35 protein-coding genes and 1 tRNA gene are annotated in these 25,234 nt (G+C 67.4%); 15 read left to right on the top strand and 21 right to left on the bottom strand.

Annotated elements, in window-relative coordinates; translation table 11 throughout:
- Positions 1–67: 67 nt before the first annotated feature.
- Positions 68–448 carry a hypothetical protein gene (locus tag ABZV40_RS03225; RefSeq protein ID WP_355434925.1) on the top strand — a complete coding sequence of 127 codons (381 nt, stop codon included), beginning with the start codon at positions 68–70 and terminating at the stop codon, positions 446–448.
- Here the strand turns inward: ABZV40_RS03225 and ABZV40_RS03220 are convergent.
- On the bottom strand, positions 442–864 hold the full coding sequence (locus tag ABZV40_RS03220) for a hypothetical protein (RefSeq protein WP_355434922.1): 423 nt from the start codon (positions 862–864) through the stop codon (positions 442–444). The two genes, ABZV40_RS03225 and ABZV40_RS03220, sit on opposite strands and share 7 nt — an antisense overlap.
- Positions 865–1,345: 481 nt before the next feature.
- Between ABZV40_RS03220 and ABZV40_RS03215 the strand changes: the two genes are divergently transcribed.
- Positions 1,346–2,137, top strand: a complete 792-nt coding sequence (locus ABZV40_RS03215) for a transglycosylase SLT domain-containing protein (protein WP_355434920.1) — start codon at positions 1,346–1,348, stop codon at positions 2,135–2,137.
- Between the two features lie 148 nt (positions 2,138–2,285).
- On the top strand, positions 2,286–2,435 hold the full coding sequence (locus ABZV40_RS03210; protein WP_158102858.1) for a hypothetical protein: 150 nt from the start codon (positions 2,286–2,288) through the stop codon (positions 2,433–2,435).
- A gap of 89 nt (positions 2,436–2,524) precedes the next feature.
- Here ABZV40_RS03210 and ABZV40_RS03205 read toward each other — a convergent pair whose 3' ends face one another.
- Positions 2,525–3,556, bottom strand: a complete 1,032-nt coding sequence (locus tag ABZV40_RS03205; RefSeq protein ID WP_355434916.1) for a LysR family transcriptional regulator — start codon at positions 3,554–3,556, stop codon at positions 2,525–2,527.
- Between the two features lie 225 nt (positions 3,557–3,781).
- Between ABZV40_RS03205 and nuoB the strand changes: the two genes are divergently transcribed.
- The 4 genes from nuoB to htpX are packed head-to-tail and all read left to right on the top strand — an operon-like array spanning position 3,782 to position 6,058.
- Positions 3,782–4,207, top strand: a complete 426-nt coding sequence (gene nuoB / locus ABZV40_RS03200) for an NADH-quinone oxidoreductase subunit NuoB (RefSeq protein WP_355434913.1) — start codon at positions 3,782–3,784, stop codon at positions 4,205–4,207.
- A complete protein-coding gene (locus tag ABZV40_RS03195; RefSeq protein WP_355434911.1) occupies positions 4,204–4,734 on the top strand; it encodes an NADH-quinone oxidoreductase subunit C in 531 nt (176 codons plus the stop codon). The genes nuoB and ABZV40_RS03195 overlap by 4 nt, the downstream gene beginning before the upstream one ends.
- Positions 4,731–5,183, top strand: a complete 453-nt coding sequence (locus ABZV40_RS03190) for a 4Fe-4S binding protein (RefSeq protein ID WP_355434908.1) — start codon at positions 4,731–4,733, stop codon at positions 5,181–5,183. Before ABZV40_RS03195 ends, ABZV40_RS03190 begins: the two co-directional genes overlap by 4 nt.
- 17 nt (positions 5,184–5,200) lie before the next feature.
- Positions 5,201–6,058, top strand: a complete 858-nt coding sequence (htpX, locus tag ABZV40_RS03185) for a zinc metalloprotease HtpX (RefSeq protein ID WP_355434905.1) — start codon at positions 5,201–5,203, stop codon at positions 6,056–6,058.
- Here htpX and rfbA read toward each other — a convergent pair.
- Positions 6,055–6,927, bottom strand: a complete 873-nt coding sequence (rfbA, locus tag ABZV40_RS03180) for a glucose-1-phosphate thymidylyltransferase RfbA (RefSeq protein ID WP_355434902.1) — start codon at positions 6,925–6,927, stop codon at positions 6,055–6,057. The genes htpX and rfbA overlap by 4 nt on opposite strands.
- Positions 6,924–7,415, bottom strand: a complete 492-nt coding sequence (locus ABZV40_RS03175; protein WP_355434975.1) for a YajQ family cyclic di-GMP-binding protein — start codon at positions 7,413–7,415, stop codon at positions 6,924–6,926. Before ABZV40_RS03175 ends, rfbA begins: the two co-directional genes overlap by 4 nt.
- 119 nt (positions 7,416–7,534) lie before the next feature.
- Here ABZV40_RS03175 and ABZV40_RS03170 point away from each other — a divergent pair.
- Positions 7,535–7,615 (top strand) — tRNA-Tyr (locus tag ABZV40_RS03170).
- A gap of 137 nt (positions 7,616–7,752) precedes the next feature.
- Here the strand turns inward: ABZV40_RS03170 and ABZV40_RS03165 are convergent.
- From ABZV40_RS03165 to ABZV40_RS03090, 16 genes are all read right to left on the bottom strand, one after another.
- Positions 7,753–9,168: a tyrosine-type recombinase/integrase gene (locus ABZV40_RS03165; protein WP_355434899.1), complete on the bottom strand. Its 1,416-nt coding sequence runs from the start codon at positions 9,166–9,168 to the stop codon at positions 7,753–7,755.
- Complete coding sequence (locus ABZV40_RS03160; RefSeq protein ID WP_355434896.1) at positions 9,165–9,350, bottom strand: helix-turn-helix domain-containing protein; 186 nt, start codon at positions 9,348–9,350, stop codon at positions 9,165–9,167. Before ABZV40_RS03160 ends, ABZV40_RS03165 begins: the two co-directional genes overlap by 4 nt.
- Positions 9,337–10,497: a DUF3631 domain-containing protein gene (locus ABZV40_RS03155; protein ID WP_355434893.1), complete on the bottom strand. Its 1,161-nt coding sequence runs from the start codon at positions 10,495–10,497 to the stop codon at positions 9,337–9,339. Before ABZV40_RS03155 ends, ABZV40_RS03160 begins: the two co-directional genes overlap by 14 nt.
- A gap of 37 nt (positions 10,498–10,534) precedes the next feature.
- A complete protein-coding gene (gene dcm, locus ABZV40_RS03150) occupies positions 10,535–11,263 on the bottom strand; it encodes a DNA (cytosine-5-)-methyltransferase (protein ID WP_355434890.1) in 729 nt (242 codons plus the stop codon).
- Positions 11,260–12,270 carry a bifunctional DNA primase/polymerase gene (locus tag ABZV40_RS03145; protein WP_355434888.1) on the bottom strand — a complete coding sequence of 337 codons (1,011 nt, stop codon included), beginning with the start codon at positions 12,268–12,270 and terminating at the stop codon, positions 11,260–11,262. Before ABZV40_RS03145 ends, dcm begins: the two co-directional genes overlap by 4 nt.
- Positions 12,271–12,337: 67 nt before the next feature.
- Positions 12,338–13,813, bottom strand: coding sequence for a hypothetical protein (locus ABZV40_RS03140; protein ID WP_355434885.1), 1,476 nt, complete (start codon positions 13,811–13,813; stop codon positions 12,338–12,340).
- Between the two features lie 27 nt (positions 13,814–13,840).
- A complete protein-coding gene (locus ABZV40_RS03135; RefSeq protein ID WP_355434882.1) occupies positions 13,841–14,143 on the bottom strand; it encodes a hypothetical protein in 303 nt (100 codons plus the stop codon).
- Positions 14,144–14,285: 142 nt separating this feature from the next.
- The gene (locus ABZV40_RS03130) at positions 14,286–16,514 is read right to left on the bottom strand and encodes an FtsK/SpoIIIE domain-containing protein (RefSeq protein WP_355434880.1); all 2,229 of its coding nucleotides are present in this window, start codon (positions 16,512–16,514) and stop codon (positions 14,286–14,288) included.
- Entirely contained in the window at positions 16,511–17,386 is an 876-nt protein-coding gene (locus ABZV40_RS03125; RefSeq protein WP_355434878.1) for an ABC transporter permease, read from the bottom strand. Before ABZV40_RS03125 ends, ABZV40_RS03130 begins: the two co-directional genes overlap by 4 nt.
- A complete protein-coding gene (locus tag ABZV40_RS03120; RefSeq protein ID WP_355434875.1) occupies positions 17,383–17,667 on the bottom strand; it encodes a hypothetical protein in 285 nt (94 codons plus the stop codon). Before ABZV40_RS03120 ends, ABZV40_RS03125 begins: the two co-directional genes overlap by 4 nt.
- Complete coding sequence (locus ABZV40_RS03115) at positions 17,664–17,927, bottom strand: hypothetical protein (protein WP_355434872.1); 264 nt, start codon at positions 17,925–17,927, stop codon at positions 17,664–17,666. Before ABZV40_RS03115 ends, ABZV40_RS03120 begins: the two co-directional genes overlap by 4 nt.
- Positions 17,928–18,020: 93 nt before the next feature.
- Positions 18,021–18,470, bottom strand: coding sequence for a DUF3307 domain-containing protein (locus tag ABZV40_RS03110; protein WP_355434869.1), 450 nt, complete (start codon positions 18,468–18,470; stop codon positions 18,021–18,023).
- Positions 18,471–18,478: 8 nt separating this feature from the next.
- Entirely contained in the window at positions 18,479–18,718 is a 240-nt protein-coding gene (locus ABZV40_RS03105; protein ID WP_355434866.1) for a DUF3970 family protein, read from the bottom strand.
- Positions 18,715–19,146, bottom strand: coding sequence for an RRQRL motif-containing zinc-binding protein (locus ABZV40_RS03100; RefSeq protein ID WP_355434863.1), 432 nt, complete (start codon positions 19,144–19,146; stop codon positions 18,715–18,717). The genes ABZV40_RS03105 and ABZV40_RS03100 overlap by 4 nt, the downstream gene beginning before the upstream one ends.
- The gene (locus tag ABZV40_RS03095; protein WP_355434860.1) at positions 19,146–19,325 is read right to left on the bottom strand and encodes a hypothetical protein; all 180 of its coding nucleotides are present in this window, start codon (positions 19,323–19,325) and stop codon (positions 19,146–19,148) included. Before ABZV40_RS03095 ends, ABZV40_RS03100 begins: the two co-directional genes overlap by 1 nt.
- Positions 19,325–19,567 carry a hypothetical protein gene (locus ABZV40_RS03090; protein ID WP_355434856.1) on the bottom strand — a complete coding sequence of 81 codons (243 nt, stop codon included), beginning with the start codon at positions 19,565–19,567 and terminating at the stop codon, positions 19,325–19,327. The genes ABZV40_RS03095 and ABZV40_RS03090 overlap by 1 nt, the downstream gene beginning before the upstream one ends.
- A 139-nt stretch (positions 19,568–19,706) precedes the next feature.
- Here ABZV40_RS03090 and ABZV40_RS03085 point away from each other — a divergent pair, with 139 nt between their 5' ends.
- From ABZV40_RS03085 to ABZV40_RS03070, 4 genes are all read left to right on the top strand, one after another.
- Complete coding sequence (locus ABZV40_RS03085) at positions 19,707–20,576, top strand: GntR family transcriptional regulator (RefSeq protein WP_355434853.1); 870 nt, start codon at positions 19,707–19,709, stop codon at positions 20,574–20,576.
- The gene (locus ABZV40_RS03080) at positions 20,569–21,246 is read left to right on the top strand and encodes an HAD family phosphatase (RefSeq protein WP_355434850.1); all 678 of its coding nucleotides are present in this window, start codon (positions 20,569–20,571) and stop codon (positions 21,244–21,246) included. The genes ABZV40_RS03085 and ABZV40_RS03080 overlap by 8 nt, the downstream gene beginning before the upstream one ends.
- A 320-nt stretch (positions 21,247–21,566) precedes the next feature.
- Complete coding sequence (locus ABZV40_RS03075; protein ID WP_355434847.1) at positions 21,567–21,782, top strand: KOW motif-containing protein; 216 nt, start codon at positions 21,567–21,569, stop codon at positions 21,780–21,782.
- A gap of 231 nt (positions 21,783–22,013) precedes the next feature.
- Entirely contained in the window at positions 22,014–22,679 is a 666-nt protein-coding gene (locus tag ABZV40_RS03070) for a protein phosphatase 2C domain-containing protein (RefSeq protein ID WP_355434844.1), read from the top strand.
- Between the two features lie 6 nt (positions 22,680–22,685).
- Here the strand turns inward: ABZV40_RS03070 and ABZV40_RS03065 are convergent, their stop codons facing one another.
- The gene (locus tag ABZV40_RS03065; RefSeq protein WP_355434841.1) at positions 22,686–23,039 is read right to left on the bottom strand and encodes a helix-turn-helix domain-containing protein; all 354 of its coding nucleotides are present in this window, start codon (positions 23,037–23,039) and stop codon (positions 22,686–22,688) included.
- Positions 23,040–23,122: 83 nt separating this feature from the next.
- Between ABZV40_RS03065 and ABZV40_RS03060 the strand changes: the two genes are divergently transcribed.
- From ABZV40_RS03060 to ABZV40_RS03050, 3 genes are all read left to right on the top strand, one after another.
- On the top strand, positions 23,123–23,944 hold the full coding sequence (locus ABZV40_RS03060; RefSeq protein ID WP_355434838.1) for an NAD(P)-binding domain-containing protein: 822 nt from the start codon (positions 23,123–23,125) through the stop codon (positions 23,942–23,944).
- Positions 23,941–24,675 carry an SDR family oxidoreductase gene (locus ABZV40_RS03055; protein ID WP_355434835.1) on the top strand — a complete coding sequence of 245 codons (735 nt, stop codon included), beginning with the start codon at positions 23,941–23,943 and terminating at the stop codon, positions 24,673–24,675. Before ABZV40_RS03060 ends, ABZV40_RS03055 begins: the two co-directional genes overlap by 4 nt.
- An 83-nt stretch (positions 24,676–24,758) precedes the next feature.
- Positions 24,759–25,184 carry a carboxymuconolactone decarboxylase family protein gene (locus ABZV40_RS03050; RefSeq protein WP_355434831.1) on the top strand — a complete coding sequence of 142 codons (426 nt, stop codon included), beginning with the start codon at positions 24,759–24,761 and terminating at the stop codon, positions 25,182–25,184.
- Positions 25,185–25,234 lie beyond the last annotated feature (50 nt).

Raw genomic sequence — 25,234 nt, 5'->3', positions numbered from 1 at the left:
TTGGCGGACGGTATCCATGCGCGCGCGGTCTGTCGCTCGGGTTTGCGGAAGGCATAGCCTCGGCGGAGTGCCCAACGTTCTAGTGATCGGCTTCGACCCGCACACCATCCCCGGCTTCGACCCGGCGCCCGTTGCCGCGGGCATCGAGGAGGGCAGCAGGGCGTTCGCCGAGCTCGGTCTCGCCGAGGACCTCTTCCTCATCGACTTCGCCGAGCTGGACGGACGCGCCCAGGCCAAGCTCGTCGAGAAGCTCAGGGGCAGGCAGTACGACGCGGTCGTGGTCGGCGGCGGCATCCGCAAGGGGCCCGGACTGCTCGAGCTCTTCCAGTTCGTGGTCAACCTGGTCCACTGGCACCAGCCGGACGCGGCGCTCGCGTTCAACGACAGGCCCGGCGACAGCCCCGAGTGGGTGCTCAAGGCGCTGGAGCAGCGACGCGAGCGTCAGTAGGGCCAAGCGGTGAGCAGCGGCAGGACCACCCACAGCGCGACGAACGTGAAGGCGGTCGCGGCGATCGCCGCCAGTCGGCCGCGCCTGCGCTCGCGGAAGAACTCCACGCCGCCGAACACGAGAAACGCCACCACGCCCGCGATCAGCACGGCGGCGGGTACCGGCGCCGTCCGCCAGGCCCACGACACGAGCAGGCCGACGGCGAACACCAGCGCGAGCGCCGCCCACGCGATCAGGACTTCGAACGCACCCTCGCCGAGTTCGCGGCCCCACCACTTCAGCGAGCGCCAGAGGCGTGCGGGGATCGAGAAGAACCACGCGATCGCACGCTTCTGCCACCACGGGCGATCGGCTTCCTCGCGCGCCAGGAGCACTGCCTCCCGTGCGGCTCGGCGGCGCGCTTCTTGATCACCCACAACATCGAGTGAACCACGGCGGCGATTCCTCCGTAACCCTCGTCAGACCGTAGAAAACGCTGTCCAGCGATCAAGATTGCGCAGGTCAGCCCTACACAACCGAATATGACTACGAAGCGTGATGGCATCACCCGATCGCGTGGTCGTGGAACTGACCCATAACGAGAGCCGGGCATACACCGAACTAACAGACAGCTCCGCCAGTTCGTCAGGAGGCAACGATGAACTTAAGCAGGATGCAAGTGGCGCGCTGACTGTCTGTCAGCAAGGCATAGCCCGACTCATCGAAAACGTGACGAGAGTCACCCAACGGGCGCTCAAGCTTGCCTGCGCTCGTGACGCGAGGTTACGTTCTCGCCCGCCGATAACGGTTTGGTCACCGGCAGGACACAGGAACCGCTGCACGCGCAACCGAACGTCCGCCTGGAATCCCCCGCCGGGTTAGCCGGAGACCAAGCTCCCCGACGCAGGAGGCTCCCCCTTGGCCCGGCACAGCAAGGCCGCCGGCCGAACCGTGTACACGGTCGTGCCCAAAGCAGAAGTGAAGGCCGGCGCACATCGCGCCGAGGACGACAAGGTCCCGCTCGCTCACCGCGTGAGCGCCATCGTCGTCGCAGCAGGTGTCGCCGCCGGCACCGCCGCCATCGCCAACGCCGCCACCAGCGGTTCCTCCAGCGAACTCGCTGCGGGTGCCGAGCTCGGGGCGATCCCGGACACGCAGACCAAGACGGTCCAGACCATCCACGACGTCAACCCCGGTGGTGAGGTCGGCCGCCTGCTGCAGTTCCAGCAGATGTACGCGCAGCAGGCCTTCGAGCAGGCCACCAAGGTCGCCGCGGACGCGCACGCCCAGCGGGAGGCGGCGGCGAAGGCCGAGGCCGAACGCCAGGCCGAGCTGCGCAAGCCGGCCAAGCAGCGCGAGGTCGAGGGCTGGATCAAGGACGCCATCAAGATCCTGCAGGCCAACGGCACGAACATCGACAACAGCAGCGTCACCGCGATCTACACGATCATCATGCAGGAGTCGAACGGCAACCCCAACGCCGTCAACAACTGGGACTCCAACGCGATGCGCGGCACGCCGTCGAAGGGCCTCATGCAGGTCATCGACCCGACGTTCCGCGCGTACAAGCTCCCCGGATACGACAACATCCTGGCGCCGGTGGACAACATCATCGCGGGCGTGCGCTACACCTACGCCCGCTACGGCGGCTTCAGCAACCACCCCGGGTTGGTCAGCATCAGCCTGGGTGGCGGGTACCGGGGGTACTAAAGAGGCCAGTTTCGCCGTGTCGGGGTGCGTGGAACCCATCGGCGGGCGATGCTGTCAAACAGGTTCACCCACAAGCATGGCGGCCCTAGCGGGCGCACGCCCGGTAGTGCTCCCATCGAAGCGATTTCCCGAACGCAGGGAGTGGCCGATGAACGAGCAACAGGCACGCGACGACGAGCTGGCGAAGATCCGCTCCGAGGCGACGAGCTGGCTGGCCAAGATGGCCAAAGCCCAGCAACGTCCCAAAGTCGAACAGCGGAGGCCTGAGCACGACGCCATGACACCCGCGAAGAAGTGAAGGACGGAGAACGCCCCGGCTGCAGAGCCGGGGCGTTCTCGTTTCAGGAACCAGCAGCACGACCAGCGCCAGGCGTTTCACCGTGCTGGTCACGGTGCCGGGGCCTCCGATCGGAAGGCGGACCACAGCAGGTTCAGCGGGTGGTCGGCCGGGTGCTTCGACAGCTCGTCCGTTCGGGCGAAGACCCCCACGAGCCGCTCCAGCGAGTCGTCCGAGAGCTCGACGACGCGGAGACCGCCGCCTTCCCTCAGTTCGTTGTTGGACGCGACCACGCCCAGCCCGGACGTCACGATCATGGCGCCCTGCACGAGATTCGAGCGCAGCAGCGAGATGCCGTACTGGATCTCGTCGATCTCGGCCGCGATGTCGAGCCCCTGGCGGTAGTCCGGCCCGAACCACCCGCGCAGGAACTCCGCGATCAGTCCCGCGCCCGGCACCACCAGCGGCACCGAACGCAGCTGCGGCACGCGCACGCGGTCACCGACGACCGTCTCCGGCAGGTTCGTCAGCAGCGCGAGGCCGCCGCGCCGCCACTCGATCACGTCGAACTCGGGGCGTTCCCAGCCGGCACCCGCCCGCGTCACGACGCTGCCGCACACCACGTCGACCTCGCGCGTCTCCAGCTTCGCCCAGATGTCCTTGGTGCGGATGTGCACGACCTTGAGGTCCACGTCGCGCTCGCGGAACTCGTCGGCGACGTGGTGCCACGCCTTCGCGAGCGTGTCCAGCATGTATCGCGTGGTGCCGACGGTCACCGTCGTGCCGAGCTTGCGGCGGCACTCGTGAATTCCGTCGAGCCACTCCGCGAGCGTGTCCCGCGCCAATTCGACGAGCGACTCACCGGTCTGCGTGAACAGCACGTCTTTTCCGCGCCCCTGCTTCACCACGAGCGTTTCGCCGCACAACTGCTGGAAGTTCCTGTTCAACGTGTCCAGCTGCTTCTGCACGCTCGACTGCTCGCGTCCCAGCGCCCGTGCCGCCCGCAGCGCCGATCGGGTCTCGTGCACCGTCAACAGGGTCCTGAGCTGGTCCAGCGTGGTATCCAGGAGAGCGCCCGGCATGTTCAGCAGACGGTGCAGGGAGGTGCTGGTGGGCAGCACCAGCTGGGACGAGCCGGACATCGGGACCCTCTCTGATGTTCTACCGATCAGTTGGACTGAACTTGACCGCATTTCGCTGGCAAATTATCTGCAGATCCTGTCCGCAAATCACTGGACACATATCGCGCGGTGTACAAAGCTATCTGCGGCGACCACGCGTGGGAGCCGATTCCGGGGGGAATCATTGGGGGGTGGGGGTCCGCCAGGCGCAAGCTGGTGGGCCCCCAAGTATTACCCTCGCTGGTTGTGACCGTTTCCGCTCGCCCGGACGGTGTCGTCCTGAACTGGGGCACCACCTACCGGGTCACCGTCCTCGAACTCGGGCTCGCCTGCTGCGGAGTCGAAGTGATGGCTGCTCTCGACCGCCTTCCCGAACTCGGCGTCACGCCGGTCGCCGGCGCGGGCGAGGCGCACGTGCTCGTCGTCTCCGGCACCGTCACGGACGTCATGTTGCCCGCTGTGATCCGCAGTTTCGAGGCCATGCCCGAACCTCGCTACGTGATCTCCGTGGGCGCCTGCAGCAACACCGGCGGCCCCTACTGGGACTCCTACTGCGTCACCAAGGGCATCGACCAGGCGCTGCCGGTCCACGTCGCCGTGCCCGGCTGCCCGCCGCGGCCCGAGGCGTTGCTCGAAGGGCTCAAGGCCCTGCACGGCCTGGTGAACGCATGACCACCACGCAGAAGACCGCTTTCGGTCAGACGGTCCACCACGTCGAGCTCGCCGACTGGCTGGACGTCGCCACGCGGCACCACGACGACGGGTACGTGATGTTCGACTGGCTCGGCGTCGAGGACGCGGGCCGCCCCGGCGCGGCCGGGCAGCGGCACGCGGTCTTCCTGCACGTCATCGACCCGCGGACGCGCGAAGGCGTGATGCTGCGCACCGAGCTCGCCGAGTCCGATCGGCTGCCCGGCGTCGCCCACCTGTGGAAGGGTGCGCGGTGGCACGAGCGCGAGGCGGCCGAGATGTTCGGCATCGCCGTCGACGACGAGCCCGAGCACCTGCTGCTGCCCGACAGCTTCCAGGGCCACCCGCTGCGCAAGGACTTCGTGCTGGCCTCCCGCGTCGTGCGGCCCTGGCCGGGCAGGCTGGAACCGGGCGAGGACAACACCAGCGCCCCGAGCCGCCGCCGCACCGCACCGCCCGGAGTGCCGGACCCGACCTGGGGCCCGCGCCGTGAGGAGGAGACCCAGTGACCAGCCTTCCGCCGCGCACCAGAGGCGTCATCGCGCTGTTGGAGGCCAACTGCACGGTCTGCATGATCTGCGCGCGCGAGTGTCCCGACTGGTGCATCCACATCACGTCGCACACCGAGGTCGAGCAGCAGCCCGGCAGCGCGAGGCCGCGCAGCCGCAACGTGCTCGACCGGTTCGCGATCGACTACGGCCAATGTCTGTACTGCGGCATCTGCGTCGAGGTCTGTCCGTTCGACGCCCTGCACTGGGCACCGGAGTTCGGCTATCCGGGAACTGGCTCGATCGAGGGCGACGGTGCCGTGGCGGAGCTGGTCCACGAACGGGACGTGCTGGCCACGTGGGTCGAGAAGGTGCCGCCGCCACCACCGCTCGACCCGGCCGCGGAGGCCGCACCGGAAACGGCGACCGGAACCGGACGACGGCCTGGTTCGTTGAGAGGTAGGACGTAAAACCCGGAGGCGGAACCGTGCACAAGCACTTCAACGGGTTGAAGACGGCCGTGCTGCTCGGCGGGATGAGCGCGCTGATCGTGGTGATCAGCGGGCTGTTCGGCCGGACGGCACTGGTCATCGGCCTGGTGTTGGCCTTGGGCGTGAACGCCTACGCGTACTTCAACTCGGACAAGCTCGCCCTGCGCGCGATGCGGGCGGTCCCCGTGTCGCAGGTCGAACAGCCCGCGCTCTACGCGATCGTGCGGGAGCTGTCGCAGAAGGCGCGCCAGCCCATGCCGAGGCTCTACCTGAGCCCGACCGCCGCACCGAACGCGTTCGCGACAGGCCGCAACCCGCGCAACGCCGCCGTGTGCTGCACGACGGGCATCCTGGACCTGCTGGACGAACGCGAGCTGCGCGCCGTGCTCGGCCACGAGCTCGCCCACGTCTACAACCGCGACATCCTGATCAGCTGCGTGGCCGGCGCGCTGGCCGCCGTGATCACGATGCTCGCGAACCTGGCGCTGCTCGCCGGGATCTTCGGCGGCGATGACGACGACGGCCCCGGCCCGCTGGGTCTGCTGCTGATCGCCCTGCTCGGTCCGGTCGCGGCCACCGTCGTGCGCCTGGCCGTGAGCCGGTCGCGCGAGTTCCAGGCCGACCAGTCCGGTGCCGAGCTCACCGGCGACCCGCTGGCGCTGGCGAACGCGCTGCGCAAGATCGAGCTGGGGACGCGGGCGGCACCGCTCGCGCCGGAGCCGGAGGTGGTGTCGCAGAGCCACCTGATGATCGCGAACCCGTTCCGCTCGGGAGAGCAGTTCGCGAGGTGGTTCTCGACCCACCCGCCGATCGCCGACCGCATCCGCAGGCTCGAGGAGATGGCCAGGCGCTAACGCCCGGCCCGCGCCACGGCCATGAGGTACTCGCCGTACCCGGACTTGCCGAGCTTCTCGCCGAGCGCGTAGCACTCGTCGGCGGAGATGAAGCCCATGCGCAGTGCGATCTCCTCGGGACACGCGATGCGCACGCCGGTCCGGTGCTCCAGCACCTGCACGAACTGCCCCGCTTCGAGCAACGAGTCGTGCGTGCCGGTGTCGAGCCACGCGAACCCGCGGCTCAGGTCCACCAGCTGCGCCCGTCCCTCGCGCAGGTAGGCGAGGTTGACGTCGGTGATCTCCAGCTCGCCGCGCGGCGACGGCTTGAGGTTGCGGGAGATGTCCACCACACCGTTGTCGTAGAAGTAGAGCCCGGTGATCGCCCGGTTCGACCTGGGCTGCTTCGGCTTCTCCTCGATCGACAGCAACCTGCCGGTCGCGTCGACCTCACCCACGCCGTACCGCTCGGGGTCCTTCACCTGGTACCCGAACAGCACGCAACCGTCCAAAGTGGACGCGTGGTGCTGCAGCGTCGACGAGAAGCCCTGGCCGTAGAAGATGTTGTCGCCCAGCACCAGCGCCACGTCGTCGTCCCCGACGAAGTCCGCGCCGATGATGAACGCCTCCGCGAGCCCGTTCGGCGCGGCCTGCTCGGCGTAGGAGAAGCTCATGCCCCACTGGGACCCGTCGCCCAGCAGCCGGCGGAACAGCGGTAAGTCCGTCGGCGTGGAGATGATCAGGACCTCCCGGATGCCGGCCAGCATCAGCACCGACAGCGGGTAGTAGATCATCGGCTTGTCGTAGACCGGCAGCAGCTGCTTGGAGACCGCCTGCGTGATCGGGTGCAGGCGGGTCCCGCTGCCACCGGCGAGAACGATGCCCTTCACCGGTAGTTGGTGAACTGCAGGGCGATGCCGAAGTCCGAACCCTTCAGCAGGGCGATGACCTCCTGCAGGTGGTCCTTCTTCTTGCCGGACACCCGCAGCTGGTCACCCTGGATCTGCGCCTGCACGCCCTTGGGCGCCTCGTCGCGGATCTTCTTGGCGATCTCCTTGGCCTTCTCCGACGAGATGCCCTGCACGAGGTTCCCCGTGACCTTGAACACCTTCCCGGACACCGCGGGCTCGCCCACCTCGAACGCCTTCATCGAGATGTTGCGCTTGACCAGCTTCTCCTGGAAGACGTCGATCGCCGCCTTGCAGCGCTCCTCGGTCTCGGAGGTGAAGGTGATCGCCTCCTCGCCGGCCCAGGCCACTGTGGTGTTCGTCCCGCGGAAGTCGAAGCGCGTGCTCAGCTCCTTGGCCGCCTGGTTGAGCGCGTTGTCGACCTCCTGCCGGTCCACCTTGCTCACCACGTCGAACGACGGGTCCGCCACGACTTCACTCCTCATCGAACTCGGGGTCACAGCCTGCGTCGATGCTACTGGGGGACCCCGATTTGGGGGCGCCCGAAGGTGTTATGTATTGTTCTGCCCGCACCGTTACGACGGTGTGGGGCGGGTTGCCCGAGCGGCCAATGGGAGCGGACTGTAAATCCGTCGCGAAAGCTACAGAGGTTCGAATCCTCTACCCGCCACAGCAGCAGAAAGACCCCCGTGACCAGGCAAGACAGGTCACGGGGGTCTTTGCATGTTGTACGGCTGTGTGCGGTCAGAACCGGGGTTGTACGGCGTCCTGTACCGAGGACGTACCGAAGTTTCCGCAGGGGTCCTCTCAGGCAGCCATCGGCGGCCGTCCGAAAGCGTCCTGGACGCGCTGGCGCGCGGAGCGCTCTCCGCCATCGATGCACTTCGCGTAGACACGCAACAGCACGGCAAGGCTGTGACCAGCCCACTCCGCAACTCGGGTGGCCTCTACGCCGGCGTTCAGCCAGAACGAGACACACGCGTGACGGAGGTCATACGGACGCTTGGCCAGCAGCGATGCGGCCACGCTGGCCGTGAACGCCGCCGTGCGCGCCTGGTCCCAGATCCGGCAGTAGGTCGAGCTGCCGATGCGTCCACCTCGTGGCGCCACAACGAGGTGGCCGTCCGGACCGGTACCGAACTCGTCAACGTGTTCGTAGACGATCAGCGCCAACTCTGGGCTGAGCGGCACCGGTCGGCCGTCGTCTTCTTCGCGGTGCTTGAGTTCGCGCTCTTCGTCAGCCTCACCGCTGTCTGTCCACTCTGCACCAACTTCGGGCGATGCCTTGGCCAGGTGAATGTCGCCCCACTCGCGCACCTCCCACTTCTGCTCATCCTCGTTCCACACGCGCGGCGGAAGGGTCACGTCCCCCAGCCGCAGGTTCGAAGCTTCCTCGGGCCGCAGCGCCGCGAAGTACATGAGCGCGAAGAACAGCACGAGCATGCGCCCCGTGCGGCCAAGCTTGCGCACTTCCGTCAGTACCGTGCGGAACTGAATCGGGTTCGCCACTGAGCGGCGGTCGACCTGGTGGATGACGGACTTGCGCTTCGTCGTCTCCACCTCGGTCATCGGGTTGTGGTCGAGAAGCTTCTTCTCCTTCCACGCGTACTTCAGAGCGTTGTTGAACGTCGTCCGGCGGAGTCGGATCGTGTCGCGAGCGGCCCTCTTGCCATCCACCTTCTTCTCGAACCTGCTCACGACCTGTCGAAGCACGTCGGGTTCGGCAAGGTCGGAAACCGCGCGGGTGTTCTGCGCCAACCACCCGAGTGCCGCGGTGATCTCCTGCGGGTGTTCGTCGTTCCTCCGCTCCTTGTTGAACAGCACCCGCATTGCGCGACGCAGGACGTTGTGCTCCGGTCGTCCGCGGTTGCTTGTGATCATTGCTTCGGTGATGGGCGCCAAAGCGTCGGCGATTGACTTCCGATGCTTTGGCGCGGCACCGTCCCACTTCATGTCGATGTAGTCGCGCACGAAGTCGTACCAAGACATTTCCGCGGACTGCTTGCGCACCTCGGACACCGGGAGCCCGGTCTCGGTGCAGAACGCCTCACCTTTGCTGGCCGCAAGCTTGAGTTCGGACTGGCGGTTCTCGGCTTGCGTCTGCTCCTTGTACGGCTCCTTGTAGCGCTCTCCGGCAACCGACCACTGGACCCAATACGTGGTCGTGCGCTTACCGCGGTAGACGTCAATGGCGTAGATCTTGACCTTGTAGCTGGTTTTCACGCCGCCACTCCGCATCCGTCAAGCCACGCGTCCACGTCGCGGCGGTCGAACCGCAGTTGCTTGTTGGGCAGCCGGGAGAACTTCGGCGCCCGCCGCTTCTTGATCCAGTCGTTGAGGGTCGAACGCGAGATCTTGAGTTCCTCGCAAAGCTCTTCGACCGTCAGCAGCTCACGCTTGGCCATTTGAGGCTCCCCCCTCGATCGCTGGCGTGGTTGGGTAGCGCGCCCAGGCGTCCGCAAGGCCGACCTGGTGGTCGTTGGCAAAGGTGACGTAGCCCTTTGCGTTGGTGCCGTTGACTTTCACGGTCACGGGGGCGACGTGGTATCGGCCGAGTTCCTTGGACAGACGCCGCGCGTCCAGCGTGCGGCCGTTGAGGTCTGCCCACGGCGCGTCGTCAAGCGAGAGCAGGTATCGCAGGATTTCCGTCGTGTGCAATCGATCGGTGCCAGCGATGGTGAACAGCGTCCGGAGGTCGGTGAGCAGCTGAACTCCGAGAGACGGCGTGACGCCGGTCTTGTCGTGAACGAAGTAGCTGCACGCTGCACGAGCGGTGACCGGCCAGTGCCCGCCGGCGGCATCGGCGATGGCGATGAGCGGTTCCCAGATCTCCGCGGCCCGGTCGGTGACGCCGTGCGGCATAGTCGGTTCGGCTTCTTCGAGCGCTTCACCGATGCTCGTGGCCCACGTTTCGAGCGCGTCTCGGATCGGCGCGGCCTCCCGCTCGACACGGCGTTCCATGTAACTCTGAACGTGTTCGTCACTACGGCGCTTGCGCAGGTGGATAGTGATGGCGCGAGTGTTGATGGTGTCGGGCAAGCTGCCCGCCAGTCCGGCCAACGCCGCCGGCGCGAAGATGGGCAGACGGTCCACCGTGATGCCGGTGGCCGCGTCACCGCGGCATTTGGGGATGGTGGCGCTGCGCTTGTAGCCGCCGTTGAGCATCCCGCGGACTTCCTCGTTCCCGCCTCCGCCCGAGGCGAAGATGGTGTCCACCTCGTCCAGCAGGATCGTGATGGGACCGGCGGCGACCATGCGCACGAGTGCCGCGGCGCTGCCGGACATCGTCATCTCCGCGGCCCTTGTGAAGTGCTTGGCCACCTCCAGGACGCGCGTCTTGCCCGACCCCGGTTCGGCGGAGGAGAGCACGAGACGCGGCGTGGTGTAGAGGTGGTCAGCCACCCACGTGTGGGCGTACCAGAGCGCGAGCATCGGCGCGCAGTGCTCGTGCGGGAACGCGGAGAACCGAGCGATGAAGTCACGGACCTGGTCGAGGATCTCGTGTCCAGGCAGCGCCGCCGGGGCGGGGACGATGCGGAGTGCGGCGGTCATGTGCGTGTCTCCTGACGGGGCGTGAAGCGGTGGCGGGTCATGCCGCGGCCTTGACGGAGTCGAGTGCGGTGACGAGTCGGCCGATGTGTTCGGAGACGGCGGGGACGACGGCGTTGCCGAGGGCGTGGATGTCGTCTCGCACCAGCCGACGGGGAACCCCATCAGCCATTCGAGCCAGCGGGGGTTCGGACGGCCAACGCCGCCGTACATCCGCCTTAGCTGGTTGCAGATCGACTCGCCGTCCCGCGTCGTGTAGCCCTTGTAGTCCCGCGCCACCGGGGTGCGCCACGACGAACAGTCGGCGTCGTCGGTGTGAGGCACCCAGGGCGCATGCTGAGACAACTGACCATTCGACAGTGAACCCGAGGTCGGATAGGTCGCTGAGGATGATCGAAAAAGCGTGAGTGTCCCTAAGGAGTGCGGGGACGTTTTCGGCGATGACGTATCGAGGTCGAACAGCGTGGATGACGTCGCGCATCCACGGCCATCCCCATCGCTCGTCCGTGAGACCGAGTTGCCGTCCGGCGGGGGAGAAGGGCTGGCAGGGGAATCCGCCGCAGACGGCGTCAACGGGGGGACGTGACTGGGAGGTCCACCAGGCTGGGGCGGTGCGGACGTCGTCATGGCGGTCAACCTCCGGCCAGTGGCGTTCGAGTACGGAGCGGGCGAACGGGTTGATCTCGACCTGGCCCACGACGGTCATGCCTGCGCGTTCGAGGCCCAGTTCGAGACCGCCGATACCGGCGAACAGCGACAGCACGTTCATGCGGCGCCCCGATCGGTGAACAGCGCTGCCGTGGTCATCGCGGCCTGTTCGGTCGGTGCCGTGCGGCGACGTGACGCGCCGGCGCGCAGGCCGTTTGCGATGGTGCGCAACACTTCCGCTTCGGTGCACTGGCACCGGTCGGTGATCATGTGCAGTGCCGCGTTGAACAACTCCGCCTCTGCTGTAGCCGCAGGGAGCATTCCGCCGCCCACAAGCTGCCCGAGTGCGACGGAGGCCACGAACAACGTCTTCGTGTGCGCCCCTGACTGCGCCCCTGCGACCCGGTCGCGCTCACCCCGGACGGCAGCCGCCACGTAGGCGGGCAACCGCTCAGAACGGCTCACAATCGGCGCTGTACGGGCCGCTGGTGGCTTGGGAGTGAGGCGGTGGACCAACCAGGTGGGCAGATCGACCGGTGCGGAGGTGTCGGAGGCCCAGTACTCGCCGTCCGGAGTGGTCGAGCAGGGCGCGACGACGTAGCCGCCGTGCGCACGGGTGTCGATCTTCCACCCGAGGCCGTTGCCGGTGTCGCCCTCGGTGTTGCGTAGTTCCACAGTGGATGGCGCGGTGAAGTAGTAGTGGGTGCCGCCGCTGGGGGTGTGGACGGTGTAGGTCTCCCACGGGATCGGTTGCCCCGCCTCTTCGCAGACGGCGGCGAACACGTCGTGGCCGTCCACGATGCCCGCCCGGTTCCAGCGCTCTGGGGGCACCTCGTCGGGTGACTTGCGGGTGTCCTGGTCGATCACCACGAGGTTGCTCGGTTTGGTGGCGATGGCGATGTTGTACGGCGCGGCGGACCAACATGCGGTGATCCGGGCGGGGTCGGTGGTGGCGCGCTGCTCCCACCCGAGGTGGCCGCCGGCGCACACTCCGGTGCGCGGGCAGGGACGGCGTGGTGAGTTGCCGTGCAGGGCTGGCTTCTTGGTGCCGGGGCGCAGCGGGAAGACGTGCCATCCGAGGCTGGCGTAGTGCAACGCGTGGTGCAGCAGCATGTTGAGGTCAGACATGACCGGGTCTCCTTGCGGTGGAGGAGGAACCGGGAGACGAGTCACGTCCCCCGGTTCACGTGGGGTGTTAGTCCTGGTCGTCTGCGCGGCTGGTGTTGATGGAGCCGAAGTTGAGTCCGATTTGGACGTCGACGTGCTCGCTGCCGTCCGCGACGTTGCGACGGGTCCGGCCGCTGGTGTCGCGCGGAGTGGTGGTGACGTTGAAGGTCATGGGCGCGTGGTTGACCTCGGTCTGGCTTTCGACCCGCCCGGCGCTCTGCGTGAAGTTGCCGATGTGGACGTCGCCGTGCTCGACACGCCTCCGCCGCTGGCTCTTCCGCTGCTGCTGCTGCTGCGACGTGCGGTCCTCGGCCTGCTGCCTGGTGTTTTCCTCGCGTACGGATGCCTTGGGCGGTTCGAGCTTCGTGCGCGGGGACGTCTTGGGCTTGCGGGGCTTCTCGCCGGTCACGTCCCTCTGCTGACCTGCCGCGGAGCGGGGCTTGACCAGGCCAGCCTTGACCAGCGGGGAGTCGTTCCAGTCCCGCGCCTCCGCGTCGGCCCGTGACTCGCCCGCGCGCCGCACACCGGTGTCCTGTGCAGCCGGACGCGCCGTGGTCGGCCTGACCGGCGGTGTCACGTCCCCCTGCTGACCTGCCGGTGAGGCAGGCTTCTGCGCGCGCTGCTGGCGCTTGTGCTCTTCCAGCGCGGTGACGGCATCCTTGACGGCGGCGTCAATCTCGAACTTGCCGCTGTCGCCAAGGCTTTCGTGCCGCTTGTTGCGCAGCCGCTGTACCTCGTCGTCCAGGCGGTTGGCGGTGCGGCGGTCGCCAGCGGCGAGACGCTCGCACATGTCCACCAGGGGCTGGAGTTCCTTGTCCGGTTCGCGGCGGACCATCGGGACGGCGTGCAGCTTGCGGACGAGGTCCTTCAGCGGTTCGGGCGTGCTGTCGGGGACCTGCGGCACCGGGGTGTCCGGGCCGTCCATGTTGCGCACCGCCTGCGACAGGCACAGCTTGGCGCGGCTGCCCTCGGGGAGCCGGTCGCGCAGCTCCTTGAGGTCGTTCACGGCCTGCTGGGCGGTGGTCTTGCGCATGACAACGTCGGTGGCGATGCGGCCCACGACGTTGGCCAGCGGTTCGCCGTCGACATCCATGCGGGCGTCCTGGCCCATGTAGCTGACCGCGGTCCCGATCGGACCGTCGTCGTGGTAGTGCAACGAGGTCTCATCCCCGAGGCTGCCCCAGGTGTTGTCCAGCAACGGCTTGTCGGACAGTTCGCCCGTGATCGGTGCGGGTGCGGACTTCGGTTCGGTCACGTCCCCGGCGTGGTCTGCGGCGTTGTCGTGATCGTGGTCGTGGTGGCGCATGGCTGACTCCTTGGCTGCCTGGACGTTGGCGCTGGCCTGGTCGAGGCGCTCCTGGGCTGCGGCGATGGCTTGCGGGTCGCCGGTGGCTTTGGCCTGGCGAAGCGCCTGGTTGGCGCGAGAGCGCTGCTTGCGGGCGGTCTGGGTGGCGCGGCTGCTGGCGGTACTGCCCTTGCAACGGCGTCCTCCGGCGCGGCACATGTCACGTCCCCCTGGTGACCAGCGGGTTCACTTCGTGCGGTTGCGGTGACGGCGGACCGCGTTGAGCGCCTTGCGTCCGGCGCGGAGCTTGAGGCCGTCGCCGTCGCAGCGCCTGCACAACTTGATGCCGCCGAACCCGCCGTGGTGACGGCCGATGCCCTTGCACGCGGGGCACTTGCGGAACGGGAAGGCCCAGCACGCCAGGCCGTAGGCCAGCGCGAACGCGGCGAGCAGCAGCCACGCGGTACCGCGGGCACCCGGAGCAATGTCACTGACAGCGACGACGAACAGGCCGAGGATCGTGAGGCGGAGGAAGGTCTTCGGGGACATCGAAGTGGCCTCTCAGGCTGGTTTTTGGGTGCGCGAGACCAGGCCCCCTAGGCACTAGGGCGCTGATCAGCGGGTATGCGGGTGTCTAGGGGAGGCTCTAGGTCTAGAGGGGGCAGGCCCTAGACCTAGAGCCGTAGCGGGTCTAGCTGCGCCGCTTCTTCCCGTCACGCTCGGTGAGCGCAGCGGCGATGGTGGAGCGTTCGACGCCCATCCGGTTGGCGCCCTTGCCCGTCTCCGGGTCGCTGCCCCACACCTGCTTGGTGGTGATGCCGAACGGCTTGAGCGCGGTCGACAGCGTGGTGGCCTTGGCCGCACCGGTCGGCAGGGCAGCCCACTCGCCGTAGACCGCGGGCCGCAGTTCGGCCAGCGCGTCCACAAGGGACTCCGACCAGCGCTTGTCGTTGGTGCCGAACACGTTGAGCAGGTCGGGCAGCAGCGTGTTGGCCGCTTCGACGTCCTCCACCTCCGCGTCGACGCCGGCGGCGTAGCCGGACAGGCTGCCCGCCTCCACCCGCATCGCGCGGGCACGGGCGGCGATGGCCTTGGCGCTGGGGGCATCGATGTAGACGCCCTTCACGGTCTGCGTCTCGTCACCGACGCCCTTGAGCAGGCCGATTCCCTTGTCACCAAAGGAGAACTGCGTGGCACGCTCACCGTTCTTGTACGACGAGGTACCCAGCACCATGTCGTTGGCGATCTGCCCGGTGACCTTGAGGCAGAACCGCAGGATGGCGTTGTCGCTGATGGCGGGCGGGATGGACTTCGAGTCCGGTCGCTGCGTGGCCAGGATGACCACGATCCCGGTGGCGGGGCCGCGTTTGACCAGGTCGGTCACGATCTCCTCGAACTCGCCGCCGTGCTCGGGGTGCTCGAACATCACCTGGCACTCGTCCACCCCCACCACGACCGGGTGCAACCCGAGAGACTTCTTGGACGCCAAGGGGGACGTGACCTTGTTCTCCGGGCACAGGTCCGGCGGAAGCTCCCGGATCACCTTGGTACGCCGCCGCATCTCGTCCCTGAGTTCCCGCAGGCACGCCAGGATGTACTCGATGTCCTCGGGGTCGTCGCCGGCGCGGTAGCGGTGCGCCACGACCTCCAACGGCGACAGGTCACCGGTTCCCTTGAGGTCGAACGCATACAGCGCGGAGCGCGGGTCCAGAGCGGCGATGAGCAGCAGCTCGCGCAGCGTGAACGTCTTGCCCATGCGCGGGATGGCACCCACGATGCCCGCGACGTACATGAGCACCACGTCCACCCACTTGCCGCGCACGTCGGTGCCGAACGGCTGAGGCTCGAACAGGTCGATCTTCTTGCCGGTGCGCAACGGCCACGCGGGCTGCGAGGCCTTGCTCATGTCCTTGTCGCCCACCCACAACACCAACCGTCCAGGGTGGACCTCCGGCTTGCCCTCCGGCCACACACAACCCAGCGGCCTGCCCAGACCGGAGGCGAGCTTCTCCCGCTTCTCGATCACGTCCGACGCGGTCACGCCGGCGGGCAGGTCCAGCTCCGCACGCCAGCCGGGGCCGTCGCGGGTGATGGGCGCGGTGAAGCCGATGGCGTGCGGGTTCTTGGCCAGTGCCTGGTTGATGCCGGAGATCCCGAGCACGGACAGGGCCTTCTCGACCGTGTCCGCGGTGAGCTTCGCGACGTGCGCGGAGACCACGGCACGCGAGACCACCGGCTGGTCCGCCGGGGTGCCGAGCTTGCCCAGCAGCGCGACGGCGAGGGTGCCGCAGGCCCACATCACCCAGGACGGCACCACGTCGGGCAGCAGCATCAACGCGGGGACACCGATGGCGGCGGTGATGACGAGGGTGAGCGTGCGGGAGACGACGCGGGTGTTGCGCTGCGCGGACAACTGCAGGTAGGCGCGGGTGTCCTCGTCACGTGCCGCGGCGGCACGCAGCACGCGGCCTTCGGCGTCCGAGGCCCACCGGCCTGTGGCCGCGGCCAGCAGCAGCGCACCGCGCGGGGACCGCACCGCCAGGCGCAGCAGGTACAGCGGGGACCGCACCGCGTGGTAGCCGGTGGCGTGCGCGTAGTGCCCCGCCACCCACTTCACGGTGTCGCGGGCCTCCTCCACCGACCGCAGGTATGTGGGGATGATCGGCTCACGCTTGGCCTCACGCAGGCGCCGAACCCAGTGCACGGAGTCGCCGCCGGGCTGGTCCACCAGCACCACCGGCCCGGTCACGTCCCCCTCGTCAGCGGGGGCGTCGTCGTCGACCAGCACACCCTCGATCACGGTGGCGGTCTCGGCGACCTCCGCACCGGGGACCGGGTGCAGGGGCGTCACGGTGGCGGTGTGCTCGGACTCGTCGCGGTCGTCGGGACCGGTCGCACTGGTCAGGGTCGTGACGGTCATCGCTGCACCTCAGACGTGTTGTGGGACAGGTGGACCAGGGCCGCCGCGCCACCCAGGACGAGGACAGGCAAGCAGGACACAAAGGTGGTGATCTGCCACGGCGCGGACGTCATGCCCGCGGCCGTCATCAGGTGGTAGGCCACCTGCCCGGACATGCCCAGCAGCAGCGCGGCGAACGTCGACCACATCGCGAACCGCCGTGCCAACGCGGACTTGCCGCGGTCGAGCCAGACCCGCATGGCATAGGCGGCGTAGGCCTCCATGCCCAGCGGGAGCGTGATCGCGGTGTTCAGCGTCCAGCCGCGGCCGATGCCGGGCAGCAGGTTCACCGGGCCGAAACCGGTGAGCTGACCCAGCCCAACCCAACCGCCCCAGATCGCGACGAACGCGCCCAACGCGATCAGGTACAGCGGCACGTTGCGCCACAACCCCGACGTCCGCGACGGCTCAGCCGCGTTCCCGATAGGGGACGTGACATCGGCGGGAACCCGCGTGGTGTCGGCGGTCGCGGGCGGTTCTGCGGCTGCCGTGACCTCGTCGACAATCCAGGCTGGAGCAGGCGCGGTGTCGACGTCGGCCACGATCGTGACCGGGGTGGTGTCGTCCTGGTCCTCGACCAGGGGCGCCGTGTCCGGGGTGGGCACGACCTGCAACCGGCGGGGGGTCGCCGGAACCGGTGCCGTCTCGTCGTCGGCGCCGGCGGGGGTGAAGCCGGACGCGCGCAACGCCGCCAGGGCCTCCACGGCCTTGGGGTGGCCCACGTTGCACCGCTGCTTGATCTGCCGCAGCGACGGCCAGTCTCCGAGTTCGGTAGCCATGGCGCGCACGCGTTCGGTGAGCTGGTCGAGCTTGGGTGGGTAGGCGCTGGTCATCGAACAGCCTCCTCACTGACGCGAGCACGGGAACGGAAGTGGTGTCCGGAAAGGCCCGGACGGTGGGACGGGGACAGGTGCCGCAGAGCGGCGGCGATGGCCAGACCGGCGAGGGCGAACACCGCGAACTGGACACCGGGGTTGTCGGCCGTGGCGTGAACCAGCAGCCACAAGCCCAGACCGATCCCCGCGGCGGTGACCAGCAGCTTCCACAGCAGCACCACCGCAGCGGCGGCCAACGCCAGGCCGATCACGAGCGCGAGAGGCGGGAGGGTGGTCATCGCGTGCCCTCCCCGTTCTCGCCGCCGCGCATGACGATGGCGGCGTGGGAGAACTCCGCGGCCAGCGCGCACGCCTCGGTGTGCTCCGGGTGCGACGGGTCCACGGTGATCAGCGAAAGCAGCTTCACGCCGAACGCGAACCAGTCGGCCACGGCAGCGTCCGCCGCCTGCATGCCGGGGTCGAGCAGACGCCAGCCGGTCAGGATGTCGCTCAGCCGCGGCTGTGCCGCGATGAGCGTGAGGTTGGTCGTGGTGGACACTGGTGTGCCCCTTTCGGTCTGGTGATCGCTTGGGGTGTCAGGACCCGAGCCGGTGGAGATGTCTGGCCGGACGGCCACCGGTTCGGGGCGAAGTCAGACAGCGGCGGTGAGCAACGCGGCGAAGAACAGCCACGCCCAGTGCCACGCCTGGTCGAGGGCGTACGCGCCGGTACCCAGCGAGGGGTTGTCGTCGCGGTCGAGCCTGGGGGAGCCGAGGCTGTAGAACTGCGCCTTGCCCAGCCGCGCGGCGAGGCCCGCGAGCGTGAAGCGGCGGTCCGCCCAGTAGTGCGTCACCGCCGACACGGCCTGTCCGGTGACGAAGCCCAGCGGACTGACCGCCAGACCGAGGACCGCCCACAGCAACAGCACGGTCGCCGCCGTGAGTGCCGTGTACGACAGGACGTGCATCGCGCAGGCGATCCGCCCGGCGTGGCTGTGCTGGCCCTTGGTCGCGGCCTGGTGACTGGTCTGCACCCAGTGGTCAGCGACGTTGTGCGCGACCAGCAGCGCGGGAAGAACAACGGCGAAAGTCAGAGCGGACATGTGCATGATCAGTTCTCCAGTTCCTTGCGCGTGCGGCGACCGACGCTGGGCTTGCCGGGGGTGATGCGCGTCGCCTCGGCATGGACGACCCTGCGCGCGAGGAGCTGCACGGTGACGTACACGCGGCCCAGGACCGATTGCCCGCGGTTCTTGTAGAAGCCGCTGACCTCCTGCACCTCGAACACCTCGCGCAGCGCCGTAACGGCCTGCTCGATCTCCTGGGGCGTTCCCTCAAGGCGGATCTTCACGCGGCCTGTCCGTTCTGCTCGTTTTCGTTGGCTTCAAAGCACTTCCAGCACTGGTGGGTGCTGGTCGGAACCACGTACAGCGGGTCCTTGCCGCAGGTGCAGCAGATGCGGCGTGCGAGGTTGGCCTTGGCCAACGCGGTCCACTTCGCCGGCGTCATCGGCCGCACCGGCGCGGCGTTCGCGATCAGGTACAGCGACGCGAACCACGTCTTGCCCGACCGGTTGTGCCTGCCGTACAGCACGGCCACCGGGTCGCAACCGTTGGGACGCAAGCCCATCGCCCGCAACTGCCGGTACGTTGCGAGCTTGTCCCGCGGCGCGCAGCCGAACGACAGCAACGGCAAACCGTCATGCACGCCGCGGGTGTACTGCGGGCCGTCGGCCCACGGCACCAGCGCGGTCGTCCAGGGGAACGTCTTGCCCGCCATCACTGCCCCTGCGACGACTGGTCGAGGTGCTGCAAGATCTCGAACGCCCGACCCGAGGTCACCACGTTCCCGTCCTGGTCGATCGGCCCGCGGTACCCCGACTCACGCAGGTCGAAGAACCTCGTCTCCGCCGGGGTCTCCGGCTTACCGTCCACACGACGGCTCGACCCGCGCCCCATCACGCGGCCTCCGTCCCGGACGGAACGGCCGTGGCCTGAACGCGCAATACCCGCACGGTGCGACCAGTCAGCTTGCGCGCCACCCGGCGCTCCCAGCGCACCGCCGCAACGCCGTCCAGCAACCGCGACGTCGGAACCGGCATGTCCGCCAGCTCCGCGTCCACCTCCGCGATCAACACGTCGATCGCGTCCTCGTCCAGCCCGTCCGGGCTGAACGTCGCGACCTCCTGGTTCCTGTACACCTGGTGCTCTCCTTCAGCTTGACTCACCTGGCTAGTCAGGTGGTGACTGAGGATGAGCTTGGCCTACATGGCTAGTCATGTCAAGCGGTTGGCTGAACAAAGACTGTCTTGGCTAGTCAGGCCCTGTATCCTCGTCCGCATGGATGCGCTCGACTACCTGGACGACCTGGACCCCGATGACCCGCGTACGGAGTCACAGCAGATCGCGAACAAGCTTCGTGCGGCGATCTTGACGCGGAAGCTCCAGCCTGGTGACAAGCTGCCTTCGCAGCCTGAGCTTGCGGCGAGGTACGGCGTCGCACGGGAAACGGTGAAGGCGGCGCTTCGAGTGCTTGCCGGTGAACGCCTGATCGTTAGCCGTCAGGGCAGCGGCACGTTTGTGCGCGCCCAGACGGAGCGTCCTGTCGGACTAAGGCCGCATGTCGAAGCAGCATTCGAGCGAAACCATGTGTCAATTGACTTTGCCGGGTTTGGCAGTGAAACGTTGCGCAACACGCTGTCTGAGGTGCTCGACAAGGTGCGTGCCGGTCGTTTGACGCCGGAATCAATTGCGGTTCGGATCATGGTTTCTGACATGGCAGTTCCTATGGCGTTGCCATGCCGGGCAGATACGGGAAAGGATGACCCTGACGTCCGGAAGCGACAAGCGCGCATTACTAGGCGAGCCATTGAGAGCATCGTTGACGAGGTGCAGGAACTGGCAGATCTTGGGCTGGTGAAGTCTGCAACCGCTCAGGTTCGCGTTCACGGGGTCGCACCAGTGTTCAAGCTGTATATTCTGAACAACGAGGAAGCTTTCTTTGGCTTCTACCCGGTTGTTGAACACTCCGTATCGATCAACGGTGAAGCGGTGCCGATCTATGACCCGATGGGCAAGGATGCAACCCTCTTCCAGTATTCGGTAAGTGCTGAGGATGACACATCAACGGCATCTGAGTATGTATCGCAGGCTCGAACGTGGTTTGACTCGCTCTGGAACACAATTGCGCAGGAGTATGCACGTGACTGACTCGTACGAGTTGTTGCACCGGGCAAGCGCTGTGTTGTTTGACTTCGACGGCCCGGTTTGCAGTGTCTTTGCTGGCTACCCTGCTCCGACGATCGCGGGTGAGCTGCTGCAGTACCTATTGGGCCAGAACGTTGAGTTGACGTCCGAGGTTGCGAGCGAGACCGACCCGATGGAGGTCCTGCGGTGGACGGGCGCCAATGAACCGGGTCTGACGGCACAGGTGGAGGACCGCTTGTCCGATGCGGAACGGAAAGCGGTAGAAACAGCCGCGCCGACACCCTTTTCAACGGAGGCAATCCAGGCTGCTCGCAGCCGAGGGCAACGTGTCGCGATCGTAAGCAACAACTCTGCTGGGGCGGTCGAGAAGTATCTGTCTGCACACGGCCTTACCGCTCAAGTCGAGTTGGTGGTCGGTCGGGCCTATGCGGAACCCTCGCGTATGAAACCGAATCCAGAACCGTTGCTGCGCGCGGTCGAAGCATTTTCCTTGAGGCCGGAAGACTCTGTCCTCATTGGGGATGCGCTAACTGATATCGAAGCTTGTAAGCGGGCTGGTGTGCGTTCGGTCGGCTATGCAAAGGACGAGACCCGCGAAGTCGCGTTGACTAGTGCTGGTGCTGAACTTGTCATTACCAGCATGAGTGCTGTAGCCGGAGGGGGATTGGTCTAGTGGGCGGGGGTCCTTTCCTCTCAAGTCCGTAACTGCCGTAACTGCCGTAACCTCCCTGGTCAGGCGGTTACGGATAGCCGATCGGGCCCGTAACCGGGTACGGCTATCCGTAGGCGGTTACGGATGCCCAGACTCATCCGTAACCGCCTGACCTGCATGGTTACGGCAGTTACGGCAGTTACGGACTTTGAGGGGACGGGGTAGCCGCCGGCGATTCGGTGTGGCATTGGTTCACCCCCTCCGGCTACAGCAGTTCTTGTCTTGGCGTCCACGCGATCGAGTGATGGCCGTCGACTCATGCGGGTCGTAGCGTCCGCGGGATGGACGTAGACACGGCTAGGCGTACGTTCCCGCACGGCACGAGGGTTCGCGTCGTGGCTGGGCCACTTGCCGGGCAGACCGGGGCCGTCGTCGGCATCGATGTTGAGGTGGCTGAACAGGTTGGTGAGGCGGTGCTGACGATCGACGTGGGCGCAGACTTCGACGAGTCCGTGGCGCCCAGCGAAGTTGAGATCATCGGGCCGCCGTCAGCCTGACCGGCAAGCTAGAGTGCCCGCTGTACCGAGGACGTACCGAGGTACAGGCCCAGACAAGAGTTTTGGCAGGTCAGAGGCGCCTCTGGTGGCGGTCTGTAAATCCGTCGCGAAAGCTACAGAGGTTCGAATCCTCTACCCGCCACAGCAACGATGGGCCTCTGACCGAGCTGGTCAGAGGCCCATCGTCGTACAGCGGCCGTTGGTGCAGAGGGGGACTCCGTGCGCACGCAGATGGCGACCGAGGCCGGTAGATCGACCGCGCCGAGCGAGGACCGCGCGCTCGTGGGCCCGAACCTGCTCGCCGTGCTGGACGGCGTGACGGCCAAGCCGGAGAACGGCTGCGTGCACGGCGTCGGCTGGTTCGCCGACCAGCTCGCCGCGGAACTGCTGCGGTTCGCGCACCTCGGACCGGCTCCGGCGCTGGCAGAGGCCATCACGCAGACCCGCGAGCTGCACTCCGGCAGCTGCGATCTCGATCATCCCGACAGCCCCAGCGCGACGGTGGGACTCGTCCAGGTCTCCGGAGACGTGCTGCGGTACCTCGTGCTGGGCGACGCCACCGTGGTGATCGACACCAAGCAGCAGTTGCACGTCGTGAGCGACACCTCGACCAACCGCACGGCCGGTGCGAACCTCGCGGACGTTGAGCACGCGCTCACCGGGGAAATCCCGCTGCAGGAGGTGCGGCGCGTCGCGATCCTGTCCGATGGTGCCGCGCGGGCGGTCGATCTGTTCAATCTCTTCGATTGGCGTCAGGCGCTCGAACTGATGGCGGCGAACGGGCCGGACGATCTGATCCGCAAAATGCGGGCGGTCGAAAAGGAAGACGCCAAGGCCGTCGATTGGCCGCGCAAGAAGGTTTCCGACGACGCGACGGTCGTCTATCTGGAGCGGTAACGCTGCTCAGTGCCGCGGCGCGGGTTCCACGCCGCGGCGGCGCGCGATCGCCTGCATGTTGTCCTCGCCCCAGTCGCCCAACGGCAGCAGCGCCTCGTTCAGCCGCACCCCGAGCGGGGTCAACGAGTACTCGACGCGTGGCGGGACCTCGTGGAACACCTCGCGGTGCACGAGCTCGTCGGCCTCCATCTCACGCAGCACCTGGATGAGCATCTTCTCGCTGATGCCCGACACGGACCGGCGCAGCTCGCCGGTGCGCAGCGGGCCGTGGTGCAGCGCCCAGAGGATCAGGACCTTCCAGCGGCCGCCGATCACGTCGATCGCCGCGTCCAGGCCGCAGGAGTACTTCCGAGGCAACATGCTGGATCCTTACCGAAAGGTGGGTACCTGACAAAATAGTAGGTACTTGTCGCTTCGACAGTGGCCGAACGAGCATTTCCCGCATGGGGATCAAGAAAACCGTGAGCGTGCTCGGCCTGGGGCGGATGGGCAGCGCGCTCGCCACCGCCCTGGTCAACGAGGGCTACGAGGTCACCGTCTGGAACCGGTCGGACAAGTCGGCTCCGCCGAACACGAACCGGGTCGCGACAACGGAAGAGGCGTTCGAGGCGGACGTGGTCGTCACCTGTCTGTCCACTTACGACGCTCAGCGGCCGCTGCTCACCAAGGCCGTGAAGACGCTCGTCAACCTGACGTCCGGTACGCCGGAGGAAGCCCGCGCCACCGCGCGGTGGGCGGAGGAGAACGGCGTCGAGTACGTCGACGGCGTGATCATGGCTGTGCCGCAGCAGATCGGCACCGAGCAGGCGCGGATCCTGTACGGCGGACGGCAGGAGCACCACGTCCTGCAGGCGTTCGGCGAACCCGTCCACCTGGGCGAGGACGCCGGTCTGCCCGCCCTGTACGACCTGGCCCTGCTCGGGATCATGTGGTCGGTGTTCGGCGGATTCCTGCAGGCGCAGGCGCTCGTCCAGACCGCCGGGATCACGCCGCGGCAGTTCACGCCGCTGGCCACCGACTGGCTCGCCACCGTGAACACCTTCCTGCCCAGGCTGGGGGAGCAGACCCGGAGCGGGGACTACGAGACGGAAGTGTCCGCATTGGACATCAACGTCGAAGGGTTGCGCCTGCTCATCCGCGCCAGTGCGGAACAAGGTCTCGACGTCACGGTTCCGCAGGCACTGCACGAGCTGTTCCAGCGCGCCCAACGCAACGGTCACGGCGCGCACAGCGTGGCGAGCGTCATCGAGGAGATCCGGAAGTGAAGCACCTGGGGAAGAAGGCCGTCGTCATCGGCGGTACGCACGGCATGGGTCGCGCGACGGTGGAGAAGCTGGTCGCGAACGGTGTCGAGGTCGTGCTGACCGGCCGCACCGTGCGGCAGGCCGAGGGGCTGAAGGCGCACGCCGTCGCGTCCGACGTGACGAGCCCCGACGACATCGCCGAGCTCAAAGCCGAAGTGGCGCAACGGTTCCGCCAGATCGACCTGTTGTTCATCAACGTCGGCTTCTCCACTCTCACGCCGTTCGACTCGACCAGCGAGGCCGACTACGACCGCACGTTCGACGTGAACACCAAGGGTGCGTTCTTCACGGCCCAGCACCTGGCGCCGCTCATCGGGGAAGGCGGCTCGATCGTCTTCACCACGAGCGTCGCCACCGTCCTGGGCACGCCCGGTCTGAGCGTCTACGCGGGCGCGAAGGCGGCGGTCCGGGCGTTCGCGCGAGGGCTCGCCGCGGAGCTGGCGCCGGGGAACGTCCGGGTCAACGTGGTCAGCCCGGGCTTCATCGACACGCCGTCGATGGGTGTGACCGGTGTGCCGCAAGAGGTTCTGGACGCGTTCAAGGAGCAGGGCGACGAGAGGACACCGCTCAAGCGGCACGGCACGATGGATGAAGTCGCCGACGCGGTGCTCTTCCTGGCGTTCGACGCCACCTTCACCACCGGCGCCGAGCTGGCCGTCGACGGCGGTCTCGGCCAGGGACTGGCCGCGTAGAAAAAATCTTCGAGGAACCTGTCACACACGCGTCGCCCGTCGGGTCGAGAGGGCAGAAGACGATGAAGACAGGGAGAACGAAGATGAGGATCGCCAACCCGATCATGTCCGTGCCCGGCGCGATGAAGGCCTTGCTCGACCTGTCCGCGGCGGCCGGGAAGACGGGGCTGGACAAGGACTACGTGGAGCTGATCTGCCTGCGCGTCAGCATCGTGAACGGCTGCGGCATGTGCATCGACTACCACACCAAGCTGTTGCGCGAGGCGAAGGTGGCGGACGAGAAGATCTACGCCGTCGCCGGCTGGAGGGACGTGCCGTACTACACGGACGCGGAGAAGGCGGGGTTCGCGCTCGCTGAGGAGATGACGCGCGTGCACGTCAGCGACGACGTGTGGAACGAGGCCGCGAAGCACTACACCGAGGACCAGCTCGCGGGCCTCACGATCGCCATCGGCGCGATCAACCTCTGGAACCGGGTCAACGTGGCCACGCAGCAGAAGGTGGCCTGAACGAGGTTGAAGCCGGCGCGCAAGAGCTTCCTCTCTCTTGCGTGCCGGCC

It is taken from the genome of Lentzea sp. NPDC004782, assembly GCF_040609115.1.
In the GTDB taxonomy this organism is placed as follows: Bacteria; Actinomycetota; Actinomycetes; order Mycobacteriales; family Pseudonocardiaceae; genus Lentzea.
Note: the sequence above shows the minus strand (reverse complement) of the source record. Positions and strands in the feature narration are given on the sequence as shown.